The sequence below is a fragment of the Burkholderia sp. AU4i genome (assembly GCF_000466765.1).
Lineage (GTDB): Bacteria > Pseudomonadota > Gammaproteobacteria > Burkholderiales > Burkholderiaceae > Burkholderia > Burkholderia cepacia.
This window is the reverse complement of the sequence record NZ_ASSI01000096.1, coordinates 41,068-63,380: the sequence shown is the minus strand read 5'-3', so window position 1 is coordinate 63,380 and position 22,313 is coordinate 41,068. Positions and strand designations below refer to the sequence as shown.

The window sequence follows — 22,313 nt, the reverse complement described above, 5'->3', positions numbered from 1 at the left end:
CCGTTTGCGATTCGGGACCGCGCACGGCGCCGGATTACTGATAGCTCATCGTGAACGATGCCGTTGCGTTTGCCTTGCCGCCGCTCAGTGAGCCGGTCCGGATATATCGGGCGCTGAGCGGAATTTCCAGTGTGCCGTTCCCTGTGCTCCCGGTCGAGAACTGATTGGTGTTGCCCGTCGCGCTGCTGTCCGGGCCGAACTTGACGAGTGTCGAGTTGTACAGCACCTGCACGCCGAGGCCTTTGGCGTTCGAGTCGGGCGTGAGGGAAAGCGTGTCGGTACGGTTCGCCTTGTTGGAGACGTCGGTCAGCGTCATGTACGTCTTCGTGACAGTGCCCGTGTCGCCGCCACTGCAGTTCAGAACGATACTGAACGACTTGGCCGGAGTCGTGGCGCCGACGTAGAGCACATCGGTAGTCGAGAGGTCGCCGAGTGGAACGGTGAGCGACTTGGTCGCAGCGCTGCAGGTCGGCACGCGTGGCTTGATCTCGATGCCGCCGCCCTGGACCGTGAAGGACATGAACTTGAACCCCTTGTCCTGTGCCCATCCTGCGGCGATTTCGCCGGTCAATTTGCCGCCGGCGGTAATCGGCCCGGTCTTGACGAATTCGACGACCAGCTTGCGGGACGCTGAGTAATGTCCGGTAGTTATGGGGTTGGAGGTCTCAAACGGCCACCATTGGTCGATTCCGCCGCCGGTGCCGGAGAACTTGAATCGCACACCTATGCCTGCGATGCCGGTTGGCCAGGTGTTGTAGGAACCTTGCACGCCGGACCGGCCGTACCAAACCTTCCCGATCTTGTCCGAGCAGTACAGAGTGAACGGCTCACCCGTCGTATCTATCTCTTCGGTGATCAGAACCGTTCCGACCGGTAACAACGGGCTGAAGCTGTTAGGTTTCAGGGCCGGTATCGAAGCGACCATCGCTGAGTTGTGGGCGGGAGCGCCACTATCAGGCCTGATCTCGCAAGCGGACCACGCAACTACAGGCGCGCTCGCGCACAGAAGCAGGCAAGCGCAGTGCAATAACGACTTCTTGATGTTCATGGTTCTACCTTTCGTTCTTTCGACATTCGTTTGCTGAAATCGGGATCGTCGCGGCGACCGGGCGAGGCGTTCAGTCATCAACTATTCGTACATACATGACACGCTCGATCACATGTCGTCGCTGCAGGACCGATATTCAGTTGAGCGTCCTCATATCGCCGCTCGTTGGCGGACGAACTGAAATGAGACAGGTACGCAGGCGCCATTCAATTCTTTGGTACAGGAACTCATTGCTCGCGTTCGATCGGGATCCTGCGTGAAGTCCCCTGTTTTCCGCGGCCCGCCGCATACCTGTATTTCGCGCTTGATGGCTTGCTTGCCTGTCGATCGTTTCGCGAACCCGATCCCTGATTGCGATCGAGTCCGCGTATGCGCGATACGGCGTTTCGATGCAGATCAGCGGCCAGCCATGCGACAGGTCATTGCAATACGCTCATAGGCAACGGCCTTGGTGCGTTCAGGCAGCGCGTAGTTGCCTTCACACGTACCTCCGCTCCAGCGAATCGACAGACGCCCCTTGTCCTGGATACCGAACACGAGGACGCGCGAATCGCTATCGACCATGCCGAGCATCTTGTCGTCGCCGCTGTATGCCGTTGCGCCGAACGGAACCTTGCCGCCCTTGTCCGTCGTCACGTCGAACTGTATTCGGCGTCCGGATTCCGCGGCGAACTGCGCAGTTACGATCGCACCTCGTGTGGGCACGACCGATTTCGAGTTATCGGTCAGTTCGGTATCGAAGCCAAGACTTTCGGTGTCGACGGTGAGCCAGTTGTAACGGTACGGTTGCACGTACGGCAGAACGGCATAACCGCGTCGATCGGTGCTGATGCTCGACGACGACGAGAAACGCGCACCGCGCACGCCCGGAACCTGGGCAATCGCGAAGGTTTCGCCGACCGACTGGCCGAGCGTGATGCCGCCGCCGTGCGCGACGATCGAGCCCGACGCGCCGAGGTCGACGTGTTTGCCGTGACCGGACTGGCTGTAGTTCGAGCTCAGCTTGATCAACGGGGTATCCCATCCGAGGCTCGCGCCGCCGGAACCGCCGGCATCCTTCGCATAGGTGCCCTGGACCGCATAGCTGACCGTGTTCTGTTCGTTCAGGAAGCCGTTGACGCCCGCCTGGACGTTCACGTTGCCGCCGGTCGACGCGACCGTGTTCGCGAACGCGCGATGCGAGCGTGCGCCGCCGCCGAGCGGAATGCTGATCGATGCGCTGAACTGCGTGTCGGAGCGCCCGAACGGCCCGGTATCCTGCGTGCGTGCGACCGCGATGCTGTAGCTGAGATTCTTGAACGCGCCGCTGTAGCCGAGCTGGATATTCCTGCTTGAACCGCCTCGATTCCAGTAGCTCGTTTCGCCGACGCTCGCGTATACCGATCCGTTTCCGCCGAGCGACTGGTTGATGTTCAGGTCGACGCGGCTCTTCTGGCGCTGCAGCCCGACGCCGTCGATGCGGTCGAGATCGTCGACGTGCTGGCTGAGCGTGCGATAGCCATCGGTCGAGTAGCGATAACCGACCATCGTGAGCGTCGTGTCGGTTGCCGTCAGCGTTTTCGAATACAGGAAGCGGAAGCTTTGGCCGCTTGCCTTGCGTCCGGGGGTGTTCGACTGGCTGTGCGTGATGTCGAACGACACACCGCCGATCGGCGAGTTGTAGCCGACACCGAGCGCGATCGCGGCGTAATGTTCGGAGCCGATGAGGCCGCCGTAGCCGGTCAGGTTGTCCGACACGCCGTAGATCAGCGAGCCCTGCGCGAACTTGGGCCGCGATTGGCCGAAGCCGCGGTACTGGCCTGCGGAGAACGCGTAGCGCATCGTGCCGCGACGAATCATCACCGGCAGGTACGAATACGATTGCCGGTAGGTGCGCACGTTGCCGTCGGCTTCAATGATGCGGATCTCGAGGTCGCCGTTCGAGCCGCTCGGGTAGATGTCGCGCAATTCGAACGCGCCGGGCGTGACGGACGTCGAGTAAATGACGTAGCCGTTCTGGCGAACCTCAACGACGGCGTTGCTCTGCGCGATGCCGCGCACCACCGGCGCATAGCCGACCTCGTTGTCCGGCAGCATCCCCGTATCGGAACTCAACTGGACGCCAAGGAAGCGCACGCTGTCGAAGATCTCGCCGGACGAATACACTTCGCCCATCGACAGCCGGCCCTGGATCCGTTGCAGGTCGCGCTCGACGTAAGTACGGTTGGCCGTGAAGCTCGACGCCATGCCACGACGCCCCGTCAGCGACGATTCGTTGCGGAACCGCCATGCACCGACGTTGAGGCCGTTGCGCAAACCGAGGTAGTAGTAGTCGCTGCGATACCCGGAGTTGTTATCGTGACTGAAGGTCGCCTGGTAGTTGGTGTAAGCCGCCGTGACGCCCTCGTTCCAGTGCGACGGGTCGACATAGCCGCGTGCCTGGCCCTGCACGTATGCTTGCGGGATACTTATGTTGAGCGCCAGCAAGCCGACGTCGAAATCAGACGATGCGCCTTCGACGAGATTGGCGAGGTCGATTTGTGTGTCGTCAGCAAGGCCTGCTTCCAGTTTGCCTTCGCGCTCGAGGCGATTCAGGTCCACGCCGAGCGACTTGAGCAGCCCGTACGTGATGACCGGTTTGACTTCGCCCGATGCGGCGGCCGTAAAGACGACGGAGTTGCGCTTCGTGCTCCGCTGGTTCAGCGACACGTCGATATCGTAGGTTCCCGGTGGAACCGCGCTGCCTTGCTCGAAATACTTGAGCTCGACAGGCGCCTGGCCCTTCTTCAGGAACATGTCGTTGAACTCTGCCGCCTCGACGGCGGCAGGCATCGCGATTACGCCGAGCGCCATCAGGCAGTACGCTCCCTGGCAAGCCGATACAATTTTCTTTACGGTTGTGTTCATGCCTTGTTCGCGTGCGCTTCCTGCCTGAGGATGTGTCAGAAATGCGCCCTCTTGTAAGTTAGTAGAACAGACGATGTTCGATGCTTGGCCGGTGCGGCAACGTGGGTCAGCCCGACTACTTCGAAATGACGGACTCGGTGCTGACGGGCGCGCCGTAATCGTTGATCGAATCGAAATCGACTTTCGCGTCCGCCGTGATCGACCGACCCGAATAATCCTTGACCGCAACGCGCTGCGTCGATTTCGGTGCGATCATCTCCGGGGCGACCGTGTAGGTATTCGAGCCAATATGGAGGCTTGCACGCACGATGGACACGAAGTAAGGCGAGTCGTTGATGACTTCCATTGCCGGCTTGCCTTCACTGCCGGCCCAGCGCCACTTCAGTTGCGCTGGCGCGTCTTCCGGCTTGCCGGGAAGTCCGGCTGGCCGATAGAAGAGCTTGATACGTTGACGAACCGCGATCTGCAGCGAGTTGTCGCCTTTTGCTTTTTGCGGAATCTCCTGCACGTTGAGCCAGAACACCGATTCGCGATCGACCGCCAGGCCCTCGCCCGAGTAGAAGATGCGCAGCAATTGCTGCTTGCTGCCGGCGAGGCGGCTGAGGGACGGCGTGATGGCGAACGGCAGATCGTTGCTTGCGTTGTTCGGCGCTTCGATCCACGACTGGATCATCACGTCGTCGCTCCCTTGGTTCTTGACGAGTACGGACGACTCCTTGCTTTGGGCGGTGTAGACCACCCGGGTGCCGGACAGCGAAATGCCGGCGTATGACGAAGCGGAAAGGAGGAGCAGCGAGCTGGCCACGACCAGCCCGGCAATGATTTTTTTCTTCATTTCGGAATCCGAATCTGGGCGTGGCGGCGGGATGGAATGTACAGCCATCCCGCCGCCCGGTTGGGTCGATTTACTCGTACGTCAGCGTGAACGGCAGCGTGCCGTTTGCCGTGCCGGCAGCGATCTTGTCGCCCGTCGCGACGTAGCCGGCGCGCATGTTCAGCGATGCGGTGTAGACCGGCTCCGTTTCGGTACCACCCTTGACCAGCGGTGCGTCGAACGTTTCGTTCGCGGCCAGGTTCAGCAGCGTGTTGTCGGAGGTATAGATGCCGATGCCGACACCCGTGGCCGTGCCCGTCGTCTTGAGCAGCTTGTTGTTCTTTGCGTCGGTGCCCGAACCTGCCAACGGGTCGAACTTCACCTTGACGGTGGTCAGATCGGTTGCGGTGTTGCCGCAATCGAGGCTCAGGTTGATCGCCGTGCCGGCAGCAATACCGCCACCTGCGGTGCCGCCGAGGGAGTCGACGCTGACGGTGCCGAGATCGACCGCGATGTTCTGATCGCCCTTGCCGCCCGTCACCGTGGAGCCTGCGCCGCCCGTGATCGAGCACGAGGCTGCCGTGATCTTGCCGGTGAAGTTGAGCGTGCCGTCAGCTGCCATGGCCGAGCCGGCTGCGAACATGGTTGCGAATGCTGCCAGTGCGAGAATTTTCTTGTTGAAAGCCACGATTTTCTCCAATCGAGATTGAGGTGAATTAACTCTTGGAAGAGTCAGGAAAAAGTTTATCGGGCCATCGAAAATTCTCGTATAGGACGAGTACGAATGAAAATTACAGGGTGAATTGATTTGTACGATTTCGTATTTTTCTTGTAAGGAATGCCGCGCCAGGCCGTGAATGATTAATTGGATTTGACATTGTCGGTATATCGAACCAAACGCGATCGATCGGGACCGCTTTCGCGGCATGCGGGGAAACGTCCGGAGACGATGCCGCGACGCATTGACGCATCGAGCCGTGTGCGAGGCGACCTTCAGGCATGCGATTACGCGGATGGCCCGAGTTTTCGATTCAAGGCGGACACCATCGGCCGTTCGATCCAGATGTGGCACAGGTATCCGGACAGACAGACCACACCGAGCGTTGCGCATGCCGCGACGAAACCGGTCCATGTCAGAAGATCCGGATGCAGCCCGGCAATCTTGTCTGCGGCGCCAATGACATACGGATGGAGCAGATAGATCGAGTAACTGGCTGCTCCGAGCGAGACGACAAGGCGGTTTCCGCTCGACACGTTCCGCATGTCGAGCGCGACCAGCGAGACGATCAGCACGCACGCCGGCACGCCCCACAGCGCGATGCGCGCGAACGCTTGGGGCGTACCGAAAAGCGCATGAGACAACGGAATCGCCGCGACGGCGACGCATGCCGCGAGCACCCACGCCGGTGTGGCGATGCGACGCACGAAACCGGTTTGCAGCATCCGGTACGCCACCACACCCAGGCCGAACTCCAGGACGATCGGTTGCCCCAGATGGTGGGCGACCGTACCCGGTGTGCCGTCGATGGCTGCCCACAGGCAAAACGACGCGAGCATCAGCGCCGCAAGCGCCGTCGCGAAGCGTGCGCGGACGCACGCCAGACTTGCTGCGACTACCACGTAGAACAGCATTTCGTATTCGAGGGTCCAGCCGTTCAGGTTGAGCGGCCCCCAATGACCGTTTTCCTTGACGTACGGTACAAAAAACAGCGACTTGATCAGGTATTCGGGCGCCGCGGTCGTACTGTTCAGCCAGTGCGGGCGCAGCACGGCGATCGCGTAGATGCCGAGCGTCGTCACCCAATAGAGCGGCACGATACGGACCAGGCGCTTGCGGAAAAACGTGCGGCCTTCGCCTGGTGCGACCCACGACATGATGAACCCGCTGATCACGAAGAAGACGTCGACGCCGGCCTGACCGAATGGCAGCACGTGCATGTGATAGGCGACGACCGCGAGGGCCGCGAATGCACGGGCGGCCTGGATATTGGGAAAGAACGCGCGGGGTGGCATGCCGTCGTTACGCATGTGATCCTCCAGACGTGGCTGCTTGCGGGGTCGCCGGGGAGCGTCGCCGGCCGGCGGCGGCCCGGGATGCGCCGATTGCGCCGGACGCCCGACTCGTCCCGCGCGTCGAACGCGACACGCCAGCGAACTGCATCGCGCACAGCAACGACACGCTCGACAGATGACGCGTGTAGCTACCCAGATCGGGCTCGAACAGCATCGATACGGCCGCGTGCCCGATGACGAGCGCGGCGAGCACGTCGCGACCGGCGCCGCCGTCGCCGCGCGCGCGGCGCCATACGGCGGCCAGCGCGATCCAGACGAACGCCTGCATCGCGAATTCCTTCGGCCCGGGCGAAAACAGCACCGGCAGATTCAGGCGCAGTACCGCATACAGGTAGTCGACGCAGAACGCGACGAACGAAACCGGCTCGAGCGGGTTGCGGAAACTGGTGCGCGCGCCGAAAGGCGATTGGTAGGCGAGATAGTCCGACGCCATGTCGCGCGGATGCAGCAGCAGGTAATACACGTCGTTCGGCAGCAGGAAGATCGCGAGCGGCACGGCCGGAATCAGCAGCATCCTGCGCGGCCACCCGCCGTGCCGGAACAGCAGCACACCGACCGCGACCGCGAGGATCAGCGCGAAATAGCTGCGCACGATGGCTGCGTACGCGCCGTACAGCACGACTGCGGCCGCGATCGCGACGAGCGTGGTGCGGCGCTGCGCGATTCGGGCGAGGACGATGGCCATCAGCACGACGAGCGTGTCCTTGCTCGCGACGAACAGGTTGAAGAACACGCACGGCGCGAGCAGCACGATGCACGCCGCCATCGATCCGGCGCGCGTACCCTGGCCGAGCACGCGCCAGATGCAGAGCGCGCCGATCGACGCGACGAACAGGTGTGTGCCGGTCGTGCCGAGCGCGGCATAGACCTGCGCGACCGCGTCGAACGACGTGCCTTCGTAGGTGCTCGCGCCGCCGATCTGGCTCTGGATCTTCTCCGCGTCGCGAAACACGAACTCGGGCAGGAACGCGCCGGCTTTCGCATAGATGACCCAGTACGCGAGCACGGCCAGCGCGGCGATCGCGCGTATCAAGCCGCGGCTGAGCCGCGGGCCTGCGCAAAGCAGCTTATCCAGCATGACGCAGCTCCGTTGTTTGTGCGGCGAGTCGATGCCGGCGCGCGAGCCGTGCGACACTCAGCGCGAGCATTGCGGCGATCGCGACGCTCGTCGCGAGATGAGCGAATGCGGCGCCCACGACGCCTTCGCGAGCAATCAGTTGCGACGCGAGCGGCAGATACAGCAGTGCGATGGCCGTCAATGCGACCAGCACGATGCTGCCCGCACGCACCGCAATGGCGGCGGTCCACAGGACGTCCGCCGCCGCGCGCAGCACGAACGACGCGAGCAGTACCGCGAGCAGCGCGGCATGACCGGCGTCCGCCGGCTGGTGCGCGAACGCGAACAGATCGCGGCAAACGACCGCGATGGCAGCCGACGCGAGCAGCGTTACCGCCAAGCTGGCTGCCACCGCGCGTCGCACTTGCCGGAGAAACGCGCCGGGCGTGTCGGCCAGTGTGCGCACGAAGCGCGGGCCGGCCGTCGCGACGACCGTCGCGAACGCGACCGTCTGCACGGCATTGGCGATCGACCACGCGAACACGTACTGGCCGAGCGCGTCGGCGCTCACCTGGCCGCCCGCGACGAAGCGTTCCGCATACTGCAGCGCCGCGAGGAGCACGCCCGCCGCATAGAAGGGCAGCCCGCGCAGCCAGACCGGCAGTACGCTCCCCGGATGAGCCTCGCACCCGGGAAAACGGATGCCGTGTACGCGGCGCGCGAACGTGTCGATCCGACGCAGGCATGCGACCACCACGCATGCGTTGACCGCGACCCAGATCGCAAACACCGTCTCGATCGATTGCATCGCGCCGGAAAGCAGTCCGGCGCAAGCGATGCCGGCCCATGCGCCGGTGCGCACGAACAGCAGCAGCGAAGCGGCGCGTGGTTGGTGCAGCGAGAACAGCCATCCGTTTGCCTCGAACGCCGCGTGCTCGGACAGCGCGACAAGCAGCACGCTCCAGGCAAGCGATGCCGGCAGCCCGAATCGTGCGAGCAGCGCGGCGGCGGGCTCGTTCAGCGTCGCCACGGCAAGCGCGGCGGCGAGCAGGACATAGAGCGCGCCATAGACGACGCAGAGGCGACGCGCGTGAGCGATCGCCGGCATCGGGTTGGTTTCGCTCAGGCGGCGGTTCAGTTCCGGACTGAAGCCGAGGCCGAGCACTTTCGACGCAATGACCGATGCGGCCACCGCCAGCCCGTACGCGGCAATCGCGTCGAAGCCGAGCGTGCGCGCGACGACGATCGCGAGCGCGAATTTCAGGCCGAGCGCCGAGAAGCGCAACAGAAGGCGTGTCAGCATCGTCCACCTTCGTCGATGCCGCCTGCGGCGCGCAGCGTATCGATCACGCGCACGCGGGCCGCACGGATGCCGGCGAAGCCGGTTTGTGCGGCGTCCCAGAACGCGGCCGTCGCGCCGGGCGCGAAGATCGTATCGAAGACGTCGGCGGGGTCGAAATCCGCGCCGTTGGCGACCCAGTCATTGAGCCGCATGTCCGAGTAGGCGCCGAAGCCCTTGCGTTCGTAGCTGACGTGGAACGCAGGGACGCCGTGCAGGATCGATTCGAGCGCGCCGTGCAGCCGCACCGACACCGTGACGTCGGGCCGGTCGTGCTCGAGCAATGACCTGAGCGGCACCGGTGTTTCGCGGATGCCGAGGCTGCGGTAGTACGCGAGATCGTCGTTGCCTCTGCCGGTGCTCTGTACCGCGAAGCTGATCCGGCACGATGCGTTCGCCTGTTTGACGAGCCGCCGGATCGACGCGTCGTAGCGTGCGCGTTGCGCGGCGGACCACGCAGGCGCGCGGCGCAGCACGAATGCGATGTGCCGCACATCGTGATTCGCGCGCGCCGCGCGCTGCAGGATCGCATCGCTGCGATGCTCGAAATCGAGCACGGCGAGATCGGGGGCGCGACGCGTGTTCGGATTCTCTGCGAGGAAGGCTGCGGAACGGTCATCGCGAACGAACACGGTGTCGAATCCGGCAAGCAGCGAGCGCTGGTGGGCGCCGACCGGATGGGCCGACAGTACGGGCCCGATGCTCTGCGGCAGATACACGGCTGGCTTGCCCGATGCGCGCGCCGCGCGCATCTGCAGCAGGTGCCCGGCTTCGAGCTTGAGCGCCTCGACGGGATTGCGCGCGCGCAGGTATCCACCGCCGACGCCGACGATCAGGTCGGCCCGGTCGAGCAGTTCGACGGTCGGGCGCAGCCGGCCATTCGCGCGCACGGGCAGCGCGGCGCGGGCGGCCGCTGTGAGCCGGCGCCAGCCGCGATCGGCAAGCACCGGGGCCGGGCGCACGTCGTCGTGGCCGGCAAACGACGCGGGATCGGCGGCGACGACCGACACGCGTGTCGCGTCGCCGAACGCCTCTCGCAGCAGCGAGACGGACAGGTCGACCAGCAGGCCGTCGCCGGTGTTGCAGGCGCTGTACGCGTGCAGCAGCGCGACATGAGGGGATGAAGTCATGCGGGGTGTCCTTGTACGAGTGCGCGATACAGGTCGTGCGTGTGCCGCACCATCGTCGCGGCGGAGAATTGCGCGAGCGTCGCCGCGCAGTGGTCGCGCATGGCGTCGCGTCGCGCTGCGTCGCGGGCGAGCGCGACGACGGTGCGGGCGAATTGCGTCGTGTCGTCGTCGTTCGGCACGACTTCGCCGATGGCGTGCCCTTCGACCAGTTCGGTTACGCCCGCAACGCGCGATGCGACGATCGGTACCTGGGCGGCCATCGCTTCGAGGCACACGTAAGGAAACCCTTCATAGCGGCTCGGCAGCGCGAACAGGTCGAATGCGGAGAAATATCGGCTGGCGCGATCGACCGGGCCGACGACATGAAGATTCGGCGGCACGTCGTCGGCCTCGGGGCCGGCCGCGGCCGCGAAGTCGCCGGGGCCGATCGCGACGAGGCGCACGTCGAGTCCGCACTGGCGATAGACGCCGCGCGCGATCCGCACGAGCCGGTCGACGCCTTTCTGGTGGCTGAGGCGCCCGACGAAGCCGACGACGATCGCGTCGTCCGGGAGGCCCAGCGCCTGCCGTGCGGTGCGGCGCGGCAGTGTCGCGGACGCCGCGACACCATTGGAGATCGTCGCGACGCGATGGGCGGGGATGCCGAGCGCGTCGTGCAGATGCCGCGCTTCGTCGCGCGAGACGGCGACGATCCGGTGCGAGCGGAAGTGGCCGAGCAACGCTTCGATCGTGCCGTACACGCGGCGCTGCAGGCCGCTCAGGGTCGGGTTGAGCGTGTAGATCGCGTGCGGGGTATACACGTGCCGCCACGGGCCGATGCACAGACGCGCGACTGCGCCGGCCTTCGAACTGTGGCTGTGCACGATGTCCGGACGAATCCGCAGCAGGCACCGATACACGTGCGCGACGGCCCACGCATCGCGCCAGCCGACGGCGCGATGCATGGGGACATGGTGCACGCTCGCGCACAGCGCCAGCACGCGCGCATCGAGGATCGTGCCGTCGAAGCGCGGGCCGCGCGGCACGATCAGGTGAAGTTCGACGTCGCCGGTTTTGCTCAGTCCGTCGATCAGGTCGGCAAGATGGACGGCCACGCCGCCGCCCGCCGCCTCGACGACGAGTGCGACACGAAGCGGTCGAATGCGGGGTGCGCGCGACGGGACGGATGTGCCGGCCGCTGGCGATGCGGCGGGGCGCGTTGCTTGACCAGCGGCTCGGCGTTCGAGGTGTCGGAGATCGTTCATCGCGGTGCGCCTCGCCGAAAGCGCGCGACGAGCGAGCGCAGCGACCGTCCGATCGACAACGTCAAGCCACGACGCGGTGGCGTGTAGCAATACTCGGTGTAGCGATACGCGCCATAGCGCGAACCGTAGCGGCCCGAGCGCGGATCGACGCCGTTGAGCAGCACGCCGCTCGCATCGACGCCGTTGTGCGCGAGACGCCGGATCGCTTCCCCGAGTTCGGCCACGCGCGTCGACGCCGCGCGGGCCGCGAGCAGCACGGTGCCCGCATGGCGGCCGAGCACGACGGCGTCGGTGACGGCGAGGATCGGCGCGGCATCGATCACGACGCGGTCGTAGCGGGCCGACAGCGTGTCGAGCAGCGTGCCGACACGCTCGTCGACGAGCAGTTCCGCCGGATGCGCGGGGATCGCGCCGGTCGGAATGAAGTCGAGGTTGGGGATCACGTCGCGGCGGATCGCCGCGTCCGGCGTCGTGGTGCCGGACAGCAGCTCGGCGAAACCCGCCTCGCGCCCGACGCCGAGCGCGTCGTGCAGGTAACCGCGGCGCAGGTCGCCGTCGACGAGCAGCACGCGCTCGCCGTTGGCGGCCAGCAGCGCCGCGAAGTTCGACGCGACGAACGACTTGCCGGCGCCGGGCACGGGGCCCGTCAGCAGCAGCACGTTGTTGGGCGCGCGCTGCATCGCGAAGCGCAGCGCGGTGCGCAGGCTGCGCAGGCTTTCGACTGCCGGGTCGTGCGGCTGGAGCACGCTCAGCAGGTGCGGCCCCGGCAGCCGTTGCGCGCTGCGCCGGGCGACCTGCCGCTGGCCGGACGATGCCGGAACGGTCGCATAGACGTCGATGCCGAGCGGCCGCTCGATCTCGTCGGCGCTGCGCACGCCGCCGAACAGATAGTCGCGCACGAACGCGAGCGCGACGCCGAGCGCGAAACCGAGCAGCGCGGCGGCCGCGATCACGACGGGCCGGTTCGGGCGCACCGGGTCTTCGGGTGCGATGGGCGTGTCGACGAGCCGGACGCTGCCGGTCTTGCCGGCCTTGACCAGTTCGAGCTGCTGCGCGTTGGCGAGCAGCGCCGTGTAGAGATCGGTGTCGACCTTCACGTCGAGCATCAGGCGCACGGCGTTCTGCTGCAGGTCGGGCAGGCGGCCGACCTGGCGTTCGAACGACTGCTGTTCGCGTGCGAGCGTCGCAATCTGCGCGTCGAGCGCGATCATGTCGGGATGGCCCGGCGCGAAACGCGCATTCATCGCGTCGCGCTTCTGCTCCAGTTCGAGCCGGCGCGTTTTCGCATCGGCCGATTGCTGGAGGATCAGCTTCGCTTCCTCATCGAGGTCGATCGCGCCGTTCGCATTGCGCATGTCGGTGTAGCGCTGTTCGGCGTCCTGCAACTGCTTCTTGAGCACCGGCAACTGCGCGTTGAGGAACGCGAGCGATTGCGCGGCGTCGGCGGACTTGCGCTCGATGTGCTGGCGCACGTAGTGGCTCGCGAGGGCCTGCAACTGCGCCTGCACGCGCTGTGGGTCGGCGCCGCGCAGCGTCGCGACGATCACGCCCGATTGCTTGATCTTTTCCTGGACGTCGAGCCCGCGGCGCAGCGCGTCGATCGTGCCGGCACGCGATTCGCGCATGAGCGTGAAGCGGGTGTCGGGAAGCGCGTCGATGCGGGTGACTTCGATGGCGATCGGGCCGTAGGCGGTCGCGAACGATTCCGGGTGACCGAACGTACCCGTGACCGGCTTGGGCAGCGCGGCACCCGTCAGCCGGTAGCGCCACGAGTCGAGCAGCGAGAGTTCGAAGCGCTCGCCTTCGAGCGCCTTCGGCACATCGAAGCGCGCCAGTGTTGCGCTTTCGGTGCCCCACGCATAGCCGCCGATGCCCAGCAGGCCGGGGCGTGCGATTCCCGTGTTGAAGCGCGACACGAATTCGCCGATCACCGGGAAGCGCTTCGGCTGCACGACGATGTAGCTGCGCAGCTCGTCGACCGCACGCGTGACGACGAGCCGCGACGCGAGAATCTGCGCCTCGGCCGCGGCGCTCGACTTGATGTCGAACAGCGACGACACGTCGCCGAGTGCGCTCTTGGCGGCCGACGTGTCGCCGCTGTCCTCGACCTGCACCATGATGTCGGCCTGGTACTGGCGCGGTGCGAGGAACGCGTACAGCGTGCCGGCACCCATGCAGGCGGCGGTGACGGCGGCGATCAGCCAGCGTCGGGAAACGAGCACGTCGATCGCGCCCGCGAGATCGAGCTCGGCGTCGCGGTCGTGCGCATGCTCGTGGGAAGGTGTGGATGTCATCGGTTCGAATCGGAAAGGGCAAGTGTGGGAGGGGCGGCCGGCGCGATGCGCGCGCACCATGCGTCGACGCCGCATTCGATGAGCCGCAGGCTGTGCTCGAACGACGCGCGCGGGCCCAGATAGGGATCGGGGACGTCGAAGCCGTGCGCGCGGCCGGTGGACGGATCGGGCATGCCGAGCCGGAACACGCGGCCGCGCATCGCCGGCAGGCGGCGTTCGAGCCGCTGTTGCTGGTCGGCGTCCATCGTCAGGATCAGGTCGGCGCGTATCGCGAGCCCGGGCGGCACGCGGCGTGCGCGGTGCGCGGCGATGTCGAGGCCGCGCTCGCGCATCAGGTCGACCGCATGCGGATCGGCCGGCTGGCCGTCGCGCGCGCCGAGGCCGGCCGATTGCACGTCGACGCCCGGCAGCCGCGCGCGTAACAGCGCTTCGGCCATCGGGCTGCGGCAGACGTTGCCGATGCACACGACGAGCAGCGTCGAGAGCGCGCTCATTTGACGGCGAGCGCCGCGGTGGCGCTGGTATTGACGCCCGGCAACAGCAGGCTGAGCACGCGGCTGAAGCGCACGAGGCCGTTGCCGTCGACGTAGACGATGTCCTTCGGCTGCAGCTCGAACTCGTTCGCGAGCACCATCGACACCGGCGAGCGCGCGTCGAGATGGAACACTTGCGGGCTGTCCGTGCCCGATCCGCGGATCACGAACATCTGGGCTGCGTCGGCCGTGCCGGCGTTCACGCTGCCGGCCTGGGACAGCGCGTCGGACAGCGTCAGGCGCCCGTCGCGCAGCGGCACCGCGAGCGACGGCTTGTTGACTTCGCCCATCACGTACACGCCGTAGTCGCTGCGGGCCGGCACGTGAAGGAGATCGCCGGCGGCGAGCACGACGTCGGCCGGATTGCGGCCGTTGCGCAGCATCCGGCTCAGGTCGAGCGGATAGGTCACGCCGTCGCGCACCAGCGTCATGCGGCTCTGGTCGGCGGCCGGACTGAGGCCGCCCGAGCGGCCCAGCGCCTCGTACAGCGTCATCGGCACGTCGTTGACGGGCTGGGCGCCCGGCGTGCGAACCTCGCCGTCGATGTAGACCTGCTGCGAGCGGAACGACGCGACGCGCAACGTCACCTGCGGGCCGCGATACACGCGCGACAGCGCGGCGACGATCCGCGCCTGCGCGGCGTCGGCGGTCAACCCCGCGACGTGCACGGTGCCCGCGAACGGGAACGACAGGTTGCCTTTCGGATCGACGACGAAGCCGGATGCCGGATCCGCCGCGCGCGGCGCGTTCTGCGGCGCGGGGCCTTGCGACGCCGCGAGTTCGGGGTGGTCCCACACGGTGATCTGCAATACGTCGCCGGGGCCGATCCGGTATGGGCCGGGCGATGCGACAAGCCGATCGGACTGCACGGTTTGCCGGCTCGCCGATTGCGCATCGAGTTCGCGAATCAGGCCGGCATCGATCGGCGTGATCCGGAACGCGGGGGCACCGCTGGCGGCATGCGCGTCTGCCGCGTCGGACGGCGGGCTCATCCGCATGCCGGGCGCGAGAACGCAGGCTGACAGCGTGACGCTTGCGGCCATGGCCAGCAGCAAACGCATGCAACGCGGATGGGAGGTATCGGATCGCTCGGGTGTCGGGTTTGTCATCAGTTATCCTTAGTGATGGGCGGCGCTTCGAAAGGCGCGCGTTGCGTGCAGGTCAGTACGCGTTGTGATGCACCCAGCCGCGCAGAACGGTGGCCGAGACGATCCGCATGTCGAGCGAGAACGACCAGTTGCGCAGGTAATGGAGATCGGCCTCGACGCGGCGCTGCATCTTCTCGATCGAGTCGGTTTCGCCGCGCAGCCCGTTGATCTGGGCCCAGCCCGTGATGCCCGGCTTCACGCGATAGCGATGGATGTAGCCGTCGACGATCGGCTGATACAGGTTGTCGTGCTGGAGCGCGTGCGGGCGCGGCCCGACGACGGACATCTCGCCGCGCAGCACGTTGACGAACTGCGGCAGTTCGTCGAGGCTCGTGCGGCGCAGGAACGCGCCGATGCGCGTGACGCGGGGATCGCCGCGCGTGGCCTGCCGCACTTCACGGCCGTCGTCGTGCAGCCGCATCGTGCGGAACTTGAGGATCGTGAAGGTGTGGCCGTTCGCGCCCTGGCGCTGCTGCCGGAACAACGCAGGGCCCTTCGACGAGAGACGCACCGCCGCCGCGATCGCGAGCAGCAGCGGCGCCGTGCCGATCAGCACCGCGGCCGCGAAGAGGCGATCGAAAACGGCTTTCTGAAGCAGCGCGCGGGACGACAGCGGCGACGCAACGAGATTGATCGCCGGCGCGCCGACGAGGTCGACCATGCCGCCGTCGAACATCGTCATCGCGCTGACGTCAGGCATGAGCCGGATGTTGACGAGATCGTTTCGAAACGCATCGATCACGGCCATCACGGTGCGCGTGTCGCCAATCGGCAGCGCGAGCCAGACTTCGGAGATCGCGTGCGCGCGTACGTGCTGCGCGAACGCGTCAAGCGCATCGAAGTGCGGGACGTCGGCGCGGACATCGGGGCGGGCATGGTCGGGATCGAATGTGGCGGCGGCGCGGAATCCCGCCGACGGCATCCGCGCGATCCGGTCGCGCACCGCGTCGCAATGGGCGCCGGTGCCGACGATCGCGACCGGATGGCCGCCTGCGGGCGGATGCCCGATCCGCCCGAGCGTTCGGCTGGCGACGAGCCGAGGCACGCAGAGCGCGGCGCCGCTTGCGGCCGTCCAGAGGAGGTACCAGTTCGCCGGGATGCTCGACTCGGGCGCCAGCGTGTGCATCACGAGCGCCGCGCAGCCTTGCGCGAGCAGCCACGCGAGTACGGTGAGGATCGCCGCGCGGCGTTTCGTCCGTCCGTCCGGCATCCGGTAGATGCCGAACGCGGGGAACAGCATCAGCGCGAACGTCGCCGCGCAGGCGACGGCAGCCAGTTCGGGCGATCGGTCGGTGCCTGTATCGGGCAGCACCAGTGCCGCGGCCAGCGCGCCGATCGAGATCAGCGCGACATCGGACACGCGTGCGAGCGATCCCCCTGCGACGGGCGACTCGTGTGCTTGCCGGATTTCGAATGGCGTATCCATATACCCCTGCCCCTGTCGATTGGTCGGATGGGCGGTGCGTCGTGCGTTTTCGATGCCGATGCGTTGCCACCCCCGGATCGGGCCGAGGGGCGGCGGTCTTGCAGTGCATGGGATGGGCAATCGATGGACGACGACGGCGCCTGACTTTGTCGGCCGGTTGCGCGCGTGCATCGGCAGTTTTGGCCGTGCTGTTGCGGGCGAATGTTTGCGAAACGTTGCAATCGACTCGACCGTGTCAATTTTCGGTAAGCAGGGAGGTGATTTAAATAGAACGCCTACTAAATGGGACACGTGAGGCTTAGTACAGGTACGAATGATTTGAGAGCACGTCCTATGGTCAATGTTTTTTGACAGACAAGTCGCGTCCGATGCTGGCGATGATCAGCGAGGAGGAAACGGGGGATGCCGCGTGCGAAGCGGCTGGGGGAGGGCGTGAAAGCGGCTGAGCACCGCGATGGGACGGAGCAAGCGGCAGCCAGAGGACGCAGGACGTGTCACAACGAAGAAACGGCGCCGTCCCGATGTCGACAAAGTCGACCGGGCCGGCGCCGTGACGGCGCGCACGCGGGCGCGCCGGATCGCGATCGCTCGGGCGTTACCCGGCGCGGAAAATCTCCGCATACGCACTCAACGCCGGCACCCCGCCGAGATGCGCATACAGCACCTTCGACCCCGGCTCGAATTCTCCGTTGCGCACCTTGTCGATCATCCCGTGCATCGATTTCCCTTCATAGACGGGATCGGTCAGCACGCCTTCGAGCCGCGCGCACAGCCGGATCGCTTCCAGCGTGCCGTCGTTCGGCAGGCCGTATTCCGGGCCGGCATAACGCGTGTCGAGCACGACGTCCTGTTCGTCGATGCGGCGCCCGAGCTCGACGATTTCAGCGGTATGCCGCGCGATGCGCGTGATCTGCGCATGGGTCTTTTCCGGTGTCGCCGACGCGTCGATGCCGATCACGCGGTCCGCGCGCCCGTCGGCCGCGAAGCCGACCACCATCCCCGCCTGCGTGCTGCCCGTCACCGAGCACACGACGATGTAGTCGAACTTGAAACCGAGCTGCGCTTCCTGCGCACGCACTTCTTCTGCGAAGCCGACGAAGCCGAGCCCGCCGAGCGGATGCTCGGAGCAGCCGGCCGGCACCGGATACGGCTTGCCGCCCGCCTGCCGCACGCTTTCCATCGCCTCTTCCCAACTGCGGCGAATGCCGATGTCGAAGCCGTCCGCCACGAGCCGCACGTCGGCGCCCATCATGCGCGACAGCTGGATGTTGCCGACCCGGTCGTACACGGGGTCGTCGTAGTTGACCCAGTGCTCCTGCACGAGCACGCATTTCATCCCGAGATGCGCGGCGACGGCCGCGACCTGGCGCGTCTGGTTCGACTGGACGCCGCCGATCGATACGAGCGTGTCGGCGCCCTGCGCGAGCGCGTCGGGGATCAGGTATTCGAGCTTGCGGGTCTTGTTGCCGCCGAACGCGAGGCCGCTGTTGCAGTCCTCGCGTTTCGCATACAGCTCGACCTTGCCGCCGAGGTGCGCACTCAGGCGCTTGAGCGGCTGGATCGGGGTCGGGCCGAACGTCAGCGGATAACGGGGGAAACGTTGCAGGTTCATCGACTCGGGTCTCCGGAAAGGCAGGGTGGGTACGGGAAGGCGCAGTTTCGGCAAGCGCCGGCACGCGGCCTCCCGATGGAAAAATGATAGGCAAGCACGCACGAAATGAGCTTGCGAAATAAATGCCATCGGCCTACGTTGATAATGAATCGGGCGATGTAGAAGCAATTACGGATCGAAGAATTGGAGAGTGACGCAATGAAATTAAGCAGAAATGCCGTGGCGCCGGCCGACGCGGCGCCCGCGCTCGACCGCATCGATCGCGCGATCCTCAGGCAGCTTCAGCAGGACGCGTCGATCTCGAACGTGAGCCTCGCCGCGAAGGTGAAGCTGAGCGCGCCGGCGTGCCTGCGGCGCGTCGAGCGGCTCAAGGAGATGGGGATGATTCGCGGGATCGTCGCGCTGCTCGACCCGAAGCCGCTCGGGGCCGGCATGCTCGTCGTGATCGGCTTCGTGCTCGACCGGTCGACCCCGGAGGCGTTCGCCGCGTTCGAGAAGGCCGCGCAGAAAGTGTCGGGATGCGTCGAATGCCACGTCGTGACCGGCGAGTTCGACTACTTCATGCTGGTGCGCACGCGCGACAACGAGAGCTTCAACCGGCTGCATGCGGAGCAGCTGATCTATCTGCCGGGCGTGCGGCAGGTGCGTTCGTTCATGGTGCTCAAGGAGATTCTGTCGACGCACGCGTTGCCGGTGTAGTGGGGTTCGGCGGCGGGTGGTGTGGCGCGCGAGGCATCAATGACCGTCGGTGGTCACGACATGCAACGGCCGATCCATGCAAAAACGCCGCGCAGGTCGCGCGGCGTTTTTGCGTCAGCGTTGCCAGGGCGGCGTATCCGGCGATGTGTCGTGCCGGTAGCGTTCGCGCGCGGCCCGCACGATGGCCGGGTCGATCTCGTGCCCGTCCGCCAGCGCCTTCAGCGCCGCGAGCACGATGCTTGCACGATCGACCTCGAAGAACGCGCGCAGCGCGTCGCGCGTGTCGCTGCGGCCGAATCCGTCGGTACCCAGCGTCACGTAGCGGCGCGGCACGTACGCGCGGATCAGTTCGGGCACCGCGCGCACATAGTCGGTCGCGGCGATCACGGGCCCGCGCGTCGCGGCGAGCGCGCCGGTGACATAGGGCGTGGCGTGCGGGTGGTCGTCGTCGAGCCGCGCGCGACGCTCGGCCTCCATCCCGTCGCGCTGCAGTTCGGTGAAGCTCGTGACGCTCCACACGGCCGCATCGATGCCCCAGTCTTCCTTCAGCATGCGTTGCGCGGCGATGACTTCGCCGAGGATCGCGCCCGCGCCGAGCAACTGCACTTGCGCGGTCGCATGCGATTCCGCCGCCAGCGGATACATCCCGTTCAGGATTCCTTCGCGCAAGGCTTGCGCATCGCCGCCGGGCAGCGAAGGCTGCGCGTAGTTCTCGTTCGTCACCGTCACGTAATAGAACACGTCGCGCTGCTGCTCGACCATCTCGCGCATGCCGGCATCGACGATCGTCGCGACTTCATACGCGAACGCCGGGTCGTACGCGCGGCAGTTCGGAATCGTCGATGCGGCGAGGTGGCTGCTGCCGTCCTGGTGCTGCAACCCTTCGCCGCCGAGCGTCGTGCGCCCGGACGTCGCGCCGACGAGGAAGCCGCGCGCACGCTGGTCGGCGGCGGCCCAGATCAGGTCGCCGATGCGCTGGAAGCCGAACATCGAGTAGTAGATGTAGAACGGCAGCATCGGCAGGTCGTGCACGCTGTACGACGTCGCGGCGGCGATCCACGACGAGATCGCGCCCGCTTCCGAAATGCCTTCCTCGAGAATCTGGCCGCGCGTGTCCTCGCGGTAATAGAGCATCGAGCCGAGATCCTCCGGCTCGTAGCGCTGGCCGAGCGGCGAGTAGATGCCGACCTGCCGGAACAGGCTCGCCATGCCGAACGTGCGCGCTTCGTCGGCGACGATCGGCACGACGCGCGGGCCGAGCTCGCGATCCTTGATCAGCGCGGCGAGCATGCGCACGAGCGCCATCGTCGTCGACATCTCGCGGCCGGCCGCATCCAGCGCGAACGCACCCCAGGCCGGCATCGAAGGGACGGTCAGCCCGTCCGATGCCGCCATCCGCCTTCTGGGCAGATAGCCTCCCAGGGCAGCCCGGCGGGCATGCAGGTAACGCATTTCCGGGCTGTCTTCCGCTGGCTTGTAAAACGTCAACTGCTCGACGTCGCTGTCCGACAGCGGCAACCGGAAGCGGTCGCGAAACGCTTTCAGATCGTCGACGTCGAGCTTCTTCTGCTGATGGGTCGTCATCCGGCCCTGGCCGGCCGCACCCATCCCGTATCCCTTCATCGTTTTCGCGAGGATCACCGTCGGCTGGCCGCGGTGCGCGAGCGCTCGCGCATACGCGGCGTGCAGCTTGCGCGCGTCGTGGCCGCCGCGGCGCAGGCGGTCGATCTCCGCGTCGGTGAGCTGCGCGGCGAGCGCTGCGAGCGCAGGGTCCTGGCTGAAGAAGCGCGCGCGGTTGTATGCGCCGTCGTTCGCGGAGAAGGTCTGGAACTGCCCGTCGACGGTATGGGCGAACGCGCGTGCGAGTGCGCCGGCGTGATCGCGCGCGAACAGCGGATCCCAGTCGGAGCCCCACAGCACCTTGATCGTGTTCCAGCCGGCCCCCGCGAATTGCGCCTCGAGTTCGTCGATCACGCGGCCGTTGCCGCGCACCGGGCCGTCGAGCCGCTGCAGGTTGCAGTTGATCACGAACACGAGGTTGTCGAGCCCCTCGCGCGCGGCGAGCGACAGCGCGCCGAGCGATTCGGGTTCGTCCATCTCGCCGTCGCCGAAGAAGCCCCACACGGTGCGGCCCGCGGTGTTCGCGAGGCCGCGATGCTGCAGGTAGCGCATGAAGCGCGCCTGGTAGATCGCGTTGATCGGGCCGATGCCCATCGAGCCGGTCGGGAACTGCCAGAAATCGGGCATCAGCCACGGGTGCGGATACGAGCACAGCCCGGGCCCGGTGATTTCACGGCGATAGTGCGTGAGGTGGTCCTCGCCGAGAAAACCTTCGAGATACGCACGTGCATAGACGCCCGGCGACGAATGCGGCTGGAAGTACACGAGATCGCCGCCCGGGCCGCTTTCATCGCCCGCGCCGGCCCGCGCTGCGCGGAAGAAGTGGTTGAAGCCGACTTCGAACAGGTCGGATGCCGACGCGTAGCTCGCGATGTGGCCGCCGAGCTCGCCGTACGCACGGTTCGCGCGCACGACCATCGCGAGCGCGTTCCAGCGCAGCGCGGCGGACAGCCGTTCCTCGAGATCGGCGTCGCCCGGATAGGGCGGCTGCTCGTGCGCGGCGATCGTGTTCACGTACGGCGTGACCGGGCCGCGCGGCGCCGCGAGCCCGCGGGTGTGCGCATGCGCGGCGAGCCGGCCGAGCAGGTACTGGGCGCGCTCCTTGCCGACGTGCGCGACGACGGCGTCGAGCGCCTCCAGCCATTCGGCGGTTTCTTCAGGGTCGGTGTCGTTGTGAGCGCCGCCCGCGCGCCGCGTGGCGTCGATACCGTTCGACAGGTCCGTCATCGCAGGTCTCCCGCGCGCCGGTCGGGAGCGGCGCGCATCAGTGGCAATCGGTCGGATCATGCTACCCGCCGATCCGCAAAATATGCGTCTGATTTCATTCGGATTTCACGCGCCGATAGTGTAAATATTCCGGTTGTGGCCACTCTTCCGGAATATTTCGACC

General features: G+C 66.4%; 16 protein-coding genes. 1 reads left to right on the top strand and 15 read right to left on the bottom strand.

Going from position 1 to position 22,313, the window contains the following annotated elements:
- Positions 1-34: 34 nt before the first annotated feature.
- From L810_RS45510 to L810_RS22185, 14 genes are all read right to left on the bottom strand, one after another.
- Positions 35-1,048 (bottom strand): fimbrial protein, encoded by a 1,014-nt coding sequence (locus tag L810_RS45510; RefSeq protein WP_162175296.1) that lies wholly within the window; start codon positions 1,046-1,048, stop codon positions 35-37.
- 396 nt (positions 1,049-1,444) lie between these two features.
- Positions 1,445-3,934, bottom strand: coding sequence for a fimbria/pilus outer membrane usher protein (locus tag L810_RS22245; RefSeq protein WP_042975671.1), 2,490 nt, complete (start codon positions 3,932-3,934; stop codon positions 1,445-1,447).
- A 115-nt stretch (positions 3,935-4,049) separates the two neighbouring features.
- A complete protein-coding gene (locus tag L810_RS22240; RefSeq protein ID WP_021160559.1) occupies positions 4,050-4,769 on the bottom strand; it encodes a fimbrial biogenesis chaperone in 720 nt (239 codons plus the stop codon).
- A 70-nt stretch (positions 4,770-4,839) separates the two neighbouring features.
- The gene (locus L810_RS22235) at positions 4,840-5,436 is read right to left on the bottom strand and encodes a fimbrial protein (RefSeq protein WP_021160558.1); all 597 of its coding nucleotides are present in this window, start codon (positions 5,434-5,436) and stop codon (positions 4,840-4,842) included.
- A gap of 317 nt (positions 5,437-5,753) precedes the next feature.
- Positions 5,754-6,776, bottom strand: coding sequence for an acyltransferase family protein (locus L810_RS22230; protein ID WP_021160557.1), 1,023 nt, complete (start codon positions 6,774-6,776; stop codon positions 5,754-5,756).
- Entirely contained in the window at positions 6,769-7,899 is a 1,131-nt protein-coding gene (locus tag L810_RS22225) for a hypothetical protein (protein ID WP_021160556.1), read from the bottom strand. The genes L810_RS22230 and L810_RS22225 overlap by 8 nt, the downstream gene beginning before the upstream one ends.
- Complete coding sequence (locus L810_RS22220; RefSeq protein ID WP_021160555.1) at positions 7,889-9,181, bottom strand: lipopolysaccharide biosynthesis protein; 1,293 nt, start codon at positions 9,179-9,181, stop codon at positions 7,889-7,891. The genes L810_RS22225 and L810_RS22220 overlap by 11 nt, the downstream gene beginning before the upstream one ends.
- Positions 9,175-10,347, bottom strand: a complete 1,173-nt coding sequence (locus L810_RS22215) for a polysaccharide pyruvyl transferase family protein (protein ID WP_021160554.1) — start codon at positions 10,345-10,347, stop codon at positions 9,175-9,177. Before L810_RS22215 ends, L810_RS22220 begins: the two co-directional genes overlap by 7 nt.
- Positions 10,344-11,591 carry a glycosyltransferase family 4 protein gene (locus L810_RS22210; RefSeq protein WP_021160553.1) on the bottom strand — a complete coding sequence of 416 codons (1,248 nt, stop codon included), beginning with the start codon at positions 11,589-11,591 and terminating at the stop codon, positions 10,344-10,346. The genes L810_RS22215 and L810_RS22210 overlap by 4 nt, the downstream gene beginning before the upstream one ends.
- Complete coding sequence (locus L810_RS22205; protein WP_021160552.1) at positions 11,588-13,885, bottom strand: polysaccharide biosynthesis tyrosine autokinase; 2,298 nt, start codon at positions 13,883-13,885, stop codon at positions 11,588-11,590. Before L810_RS22205 ends, L810_RS22210 begins: the two co-directional genes overlap by 4 nt.
- Positions 13,882-14,379, bottom strand: coding sequence for a low molecular weight protein-tyrosine-phosphatase (locus L810_RS22200; protein ID WP_021160551.1), 498 nt, complete (start codon positions 14,377-14,379; stop codon positions 13,882-13,884). The genes L810_RS22205 and L810_RS22200 overlap by 4 nt, the downstream gene beginning before the upstream one ends.
- Positions 14,376-15,527 (bottom strand): polysaccharide biosynthesis/export family protein, encoded by a 1,152-nt coding sequence (locus L810_RS22195; protein ID WP_021160550.1) that lies wholly within the window; start codon positions 15,525-15,527, stop codon positions 14,376-14,378. Before L810_RS22195 ends, L810_RS22200 begins: the two co-directional genes overlap by 4 nt.
- Positions 15,528-15,579: 52 nt before the next feature.
- The gene (locus L810_RS22190) at positions 15,580-16,992 is read right to left on the bottom strand and encodes an undecaprenyl-phosphate glucose phosphotransferase (protein WP_021160549.1); all 1,413 of its coding nucleotides are present in this window, start codon (positions 16,990-16,992) and stop codon (positions 15,580-15,582) included.
- A 595-nt stretch (positions 16,993-17,587) separates the two neighbouring features.
- Positions 17,588-18,604 (bottom strand): 1-aminocyclopropane-1-carboxylate deaminase, encoded by a 1,017-nt coding sequence (locus L810_RS22185; RefSeq protein ID WP_021160547.1) that lies wholly within the window; start codon positions 18,602-18,604, stop codon positions 17,588-17,590.
- Between the two features lie 198 nt (positions 18,605-18,802).
- On the opposite strand from L810_RS22185, the gene L810_RS22180 reads away from it, so the two are divergent.
- Positions 18,803-19,303: an Lrp/AsnC family transcriptional regulator gene (locus L810_RS22180; protein WP_021160546.1), complete on the top strand. Its 501-nt coding sequence runs from the start codon at positions 18,803-18,805 to the stop codon at positions 19,301-19,303.
- 114 nt (positions 19,304-19,417) lie between these two features.
- Here the strand turns inward: L810_RS22180 and mdeB are convergent, their stop codons facing one another.
- Positions 19,418-22,150, bottom strand: a complete 2,733-nt coding sequence (gene mdeB, locus L810_RS22175) for an alpha-ketoglutarate dehydrogenase (RefSeq protein ID WP_021160545.1) — start codon at positions 22,148-22,150, stop codon at positions 19,418-19,420.
- Positions 22,151-22,313: the final 163 nt, after the last annotated feature.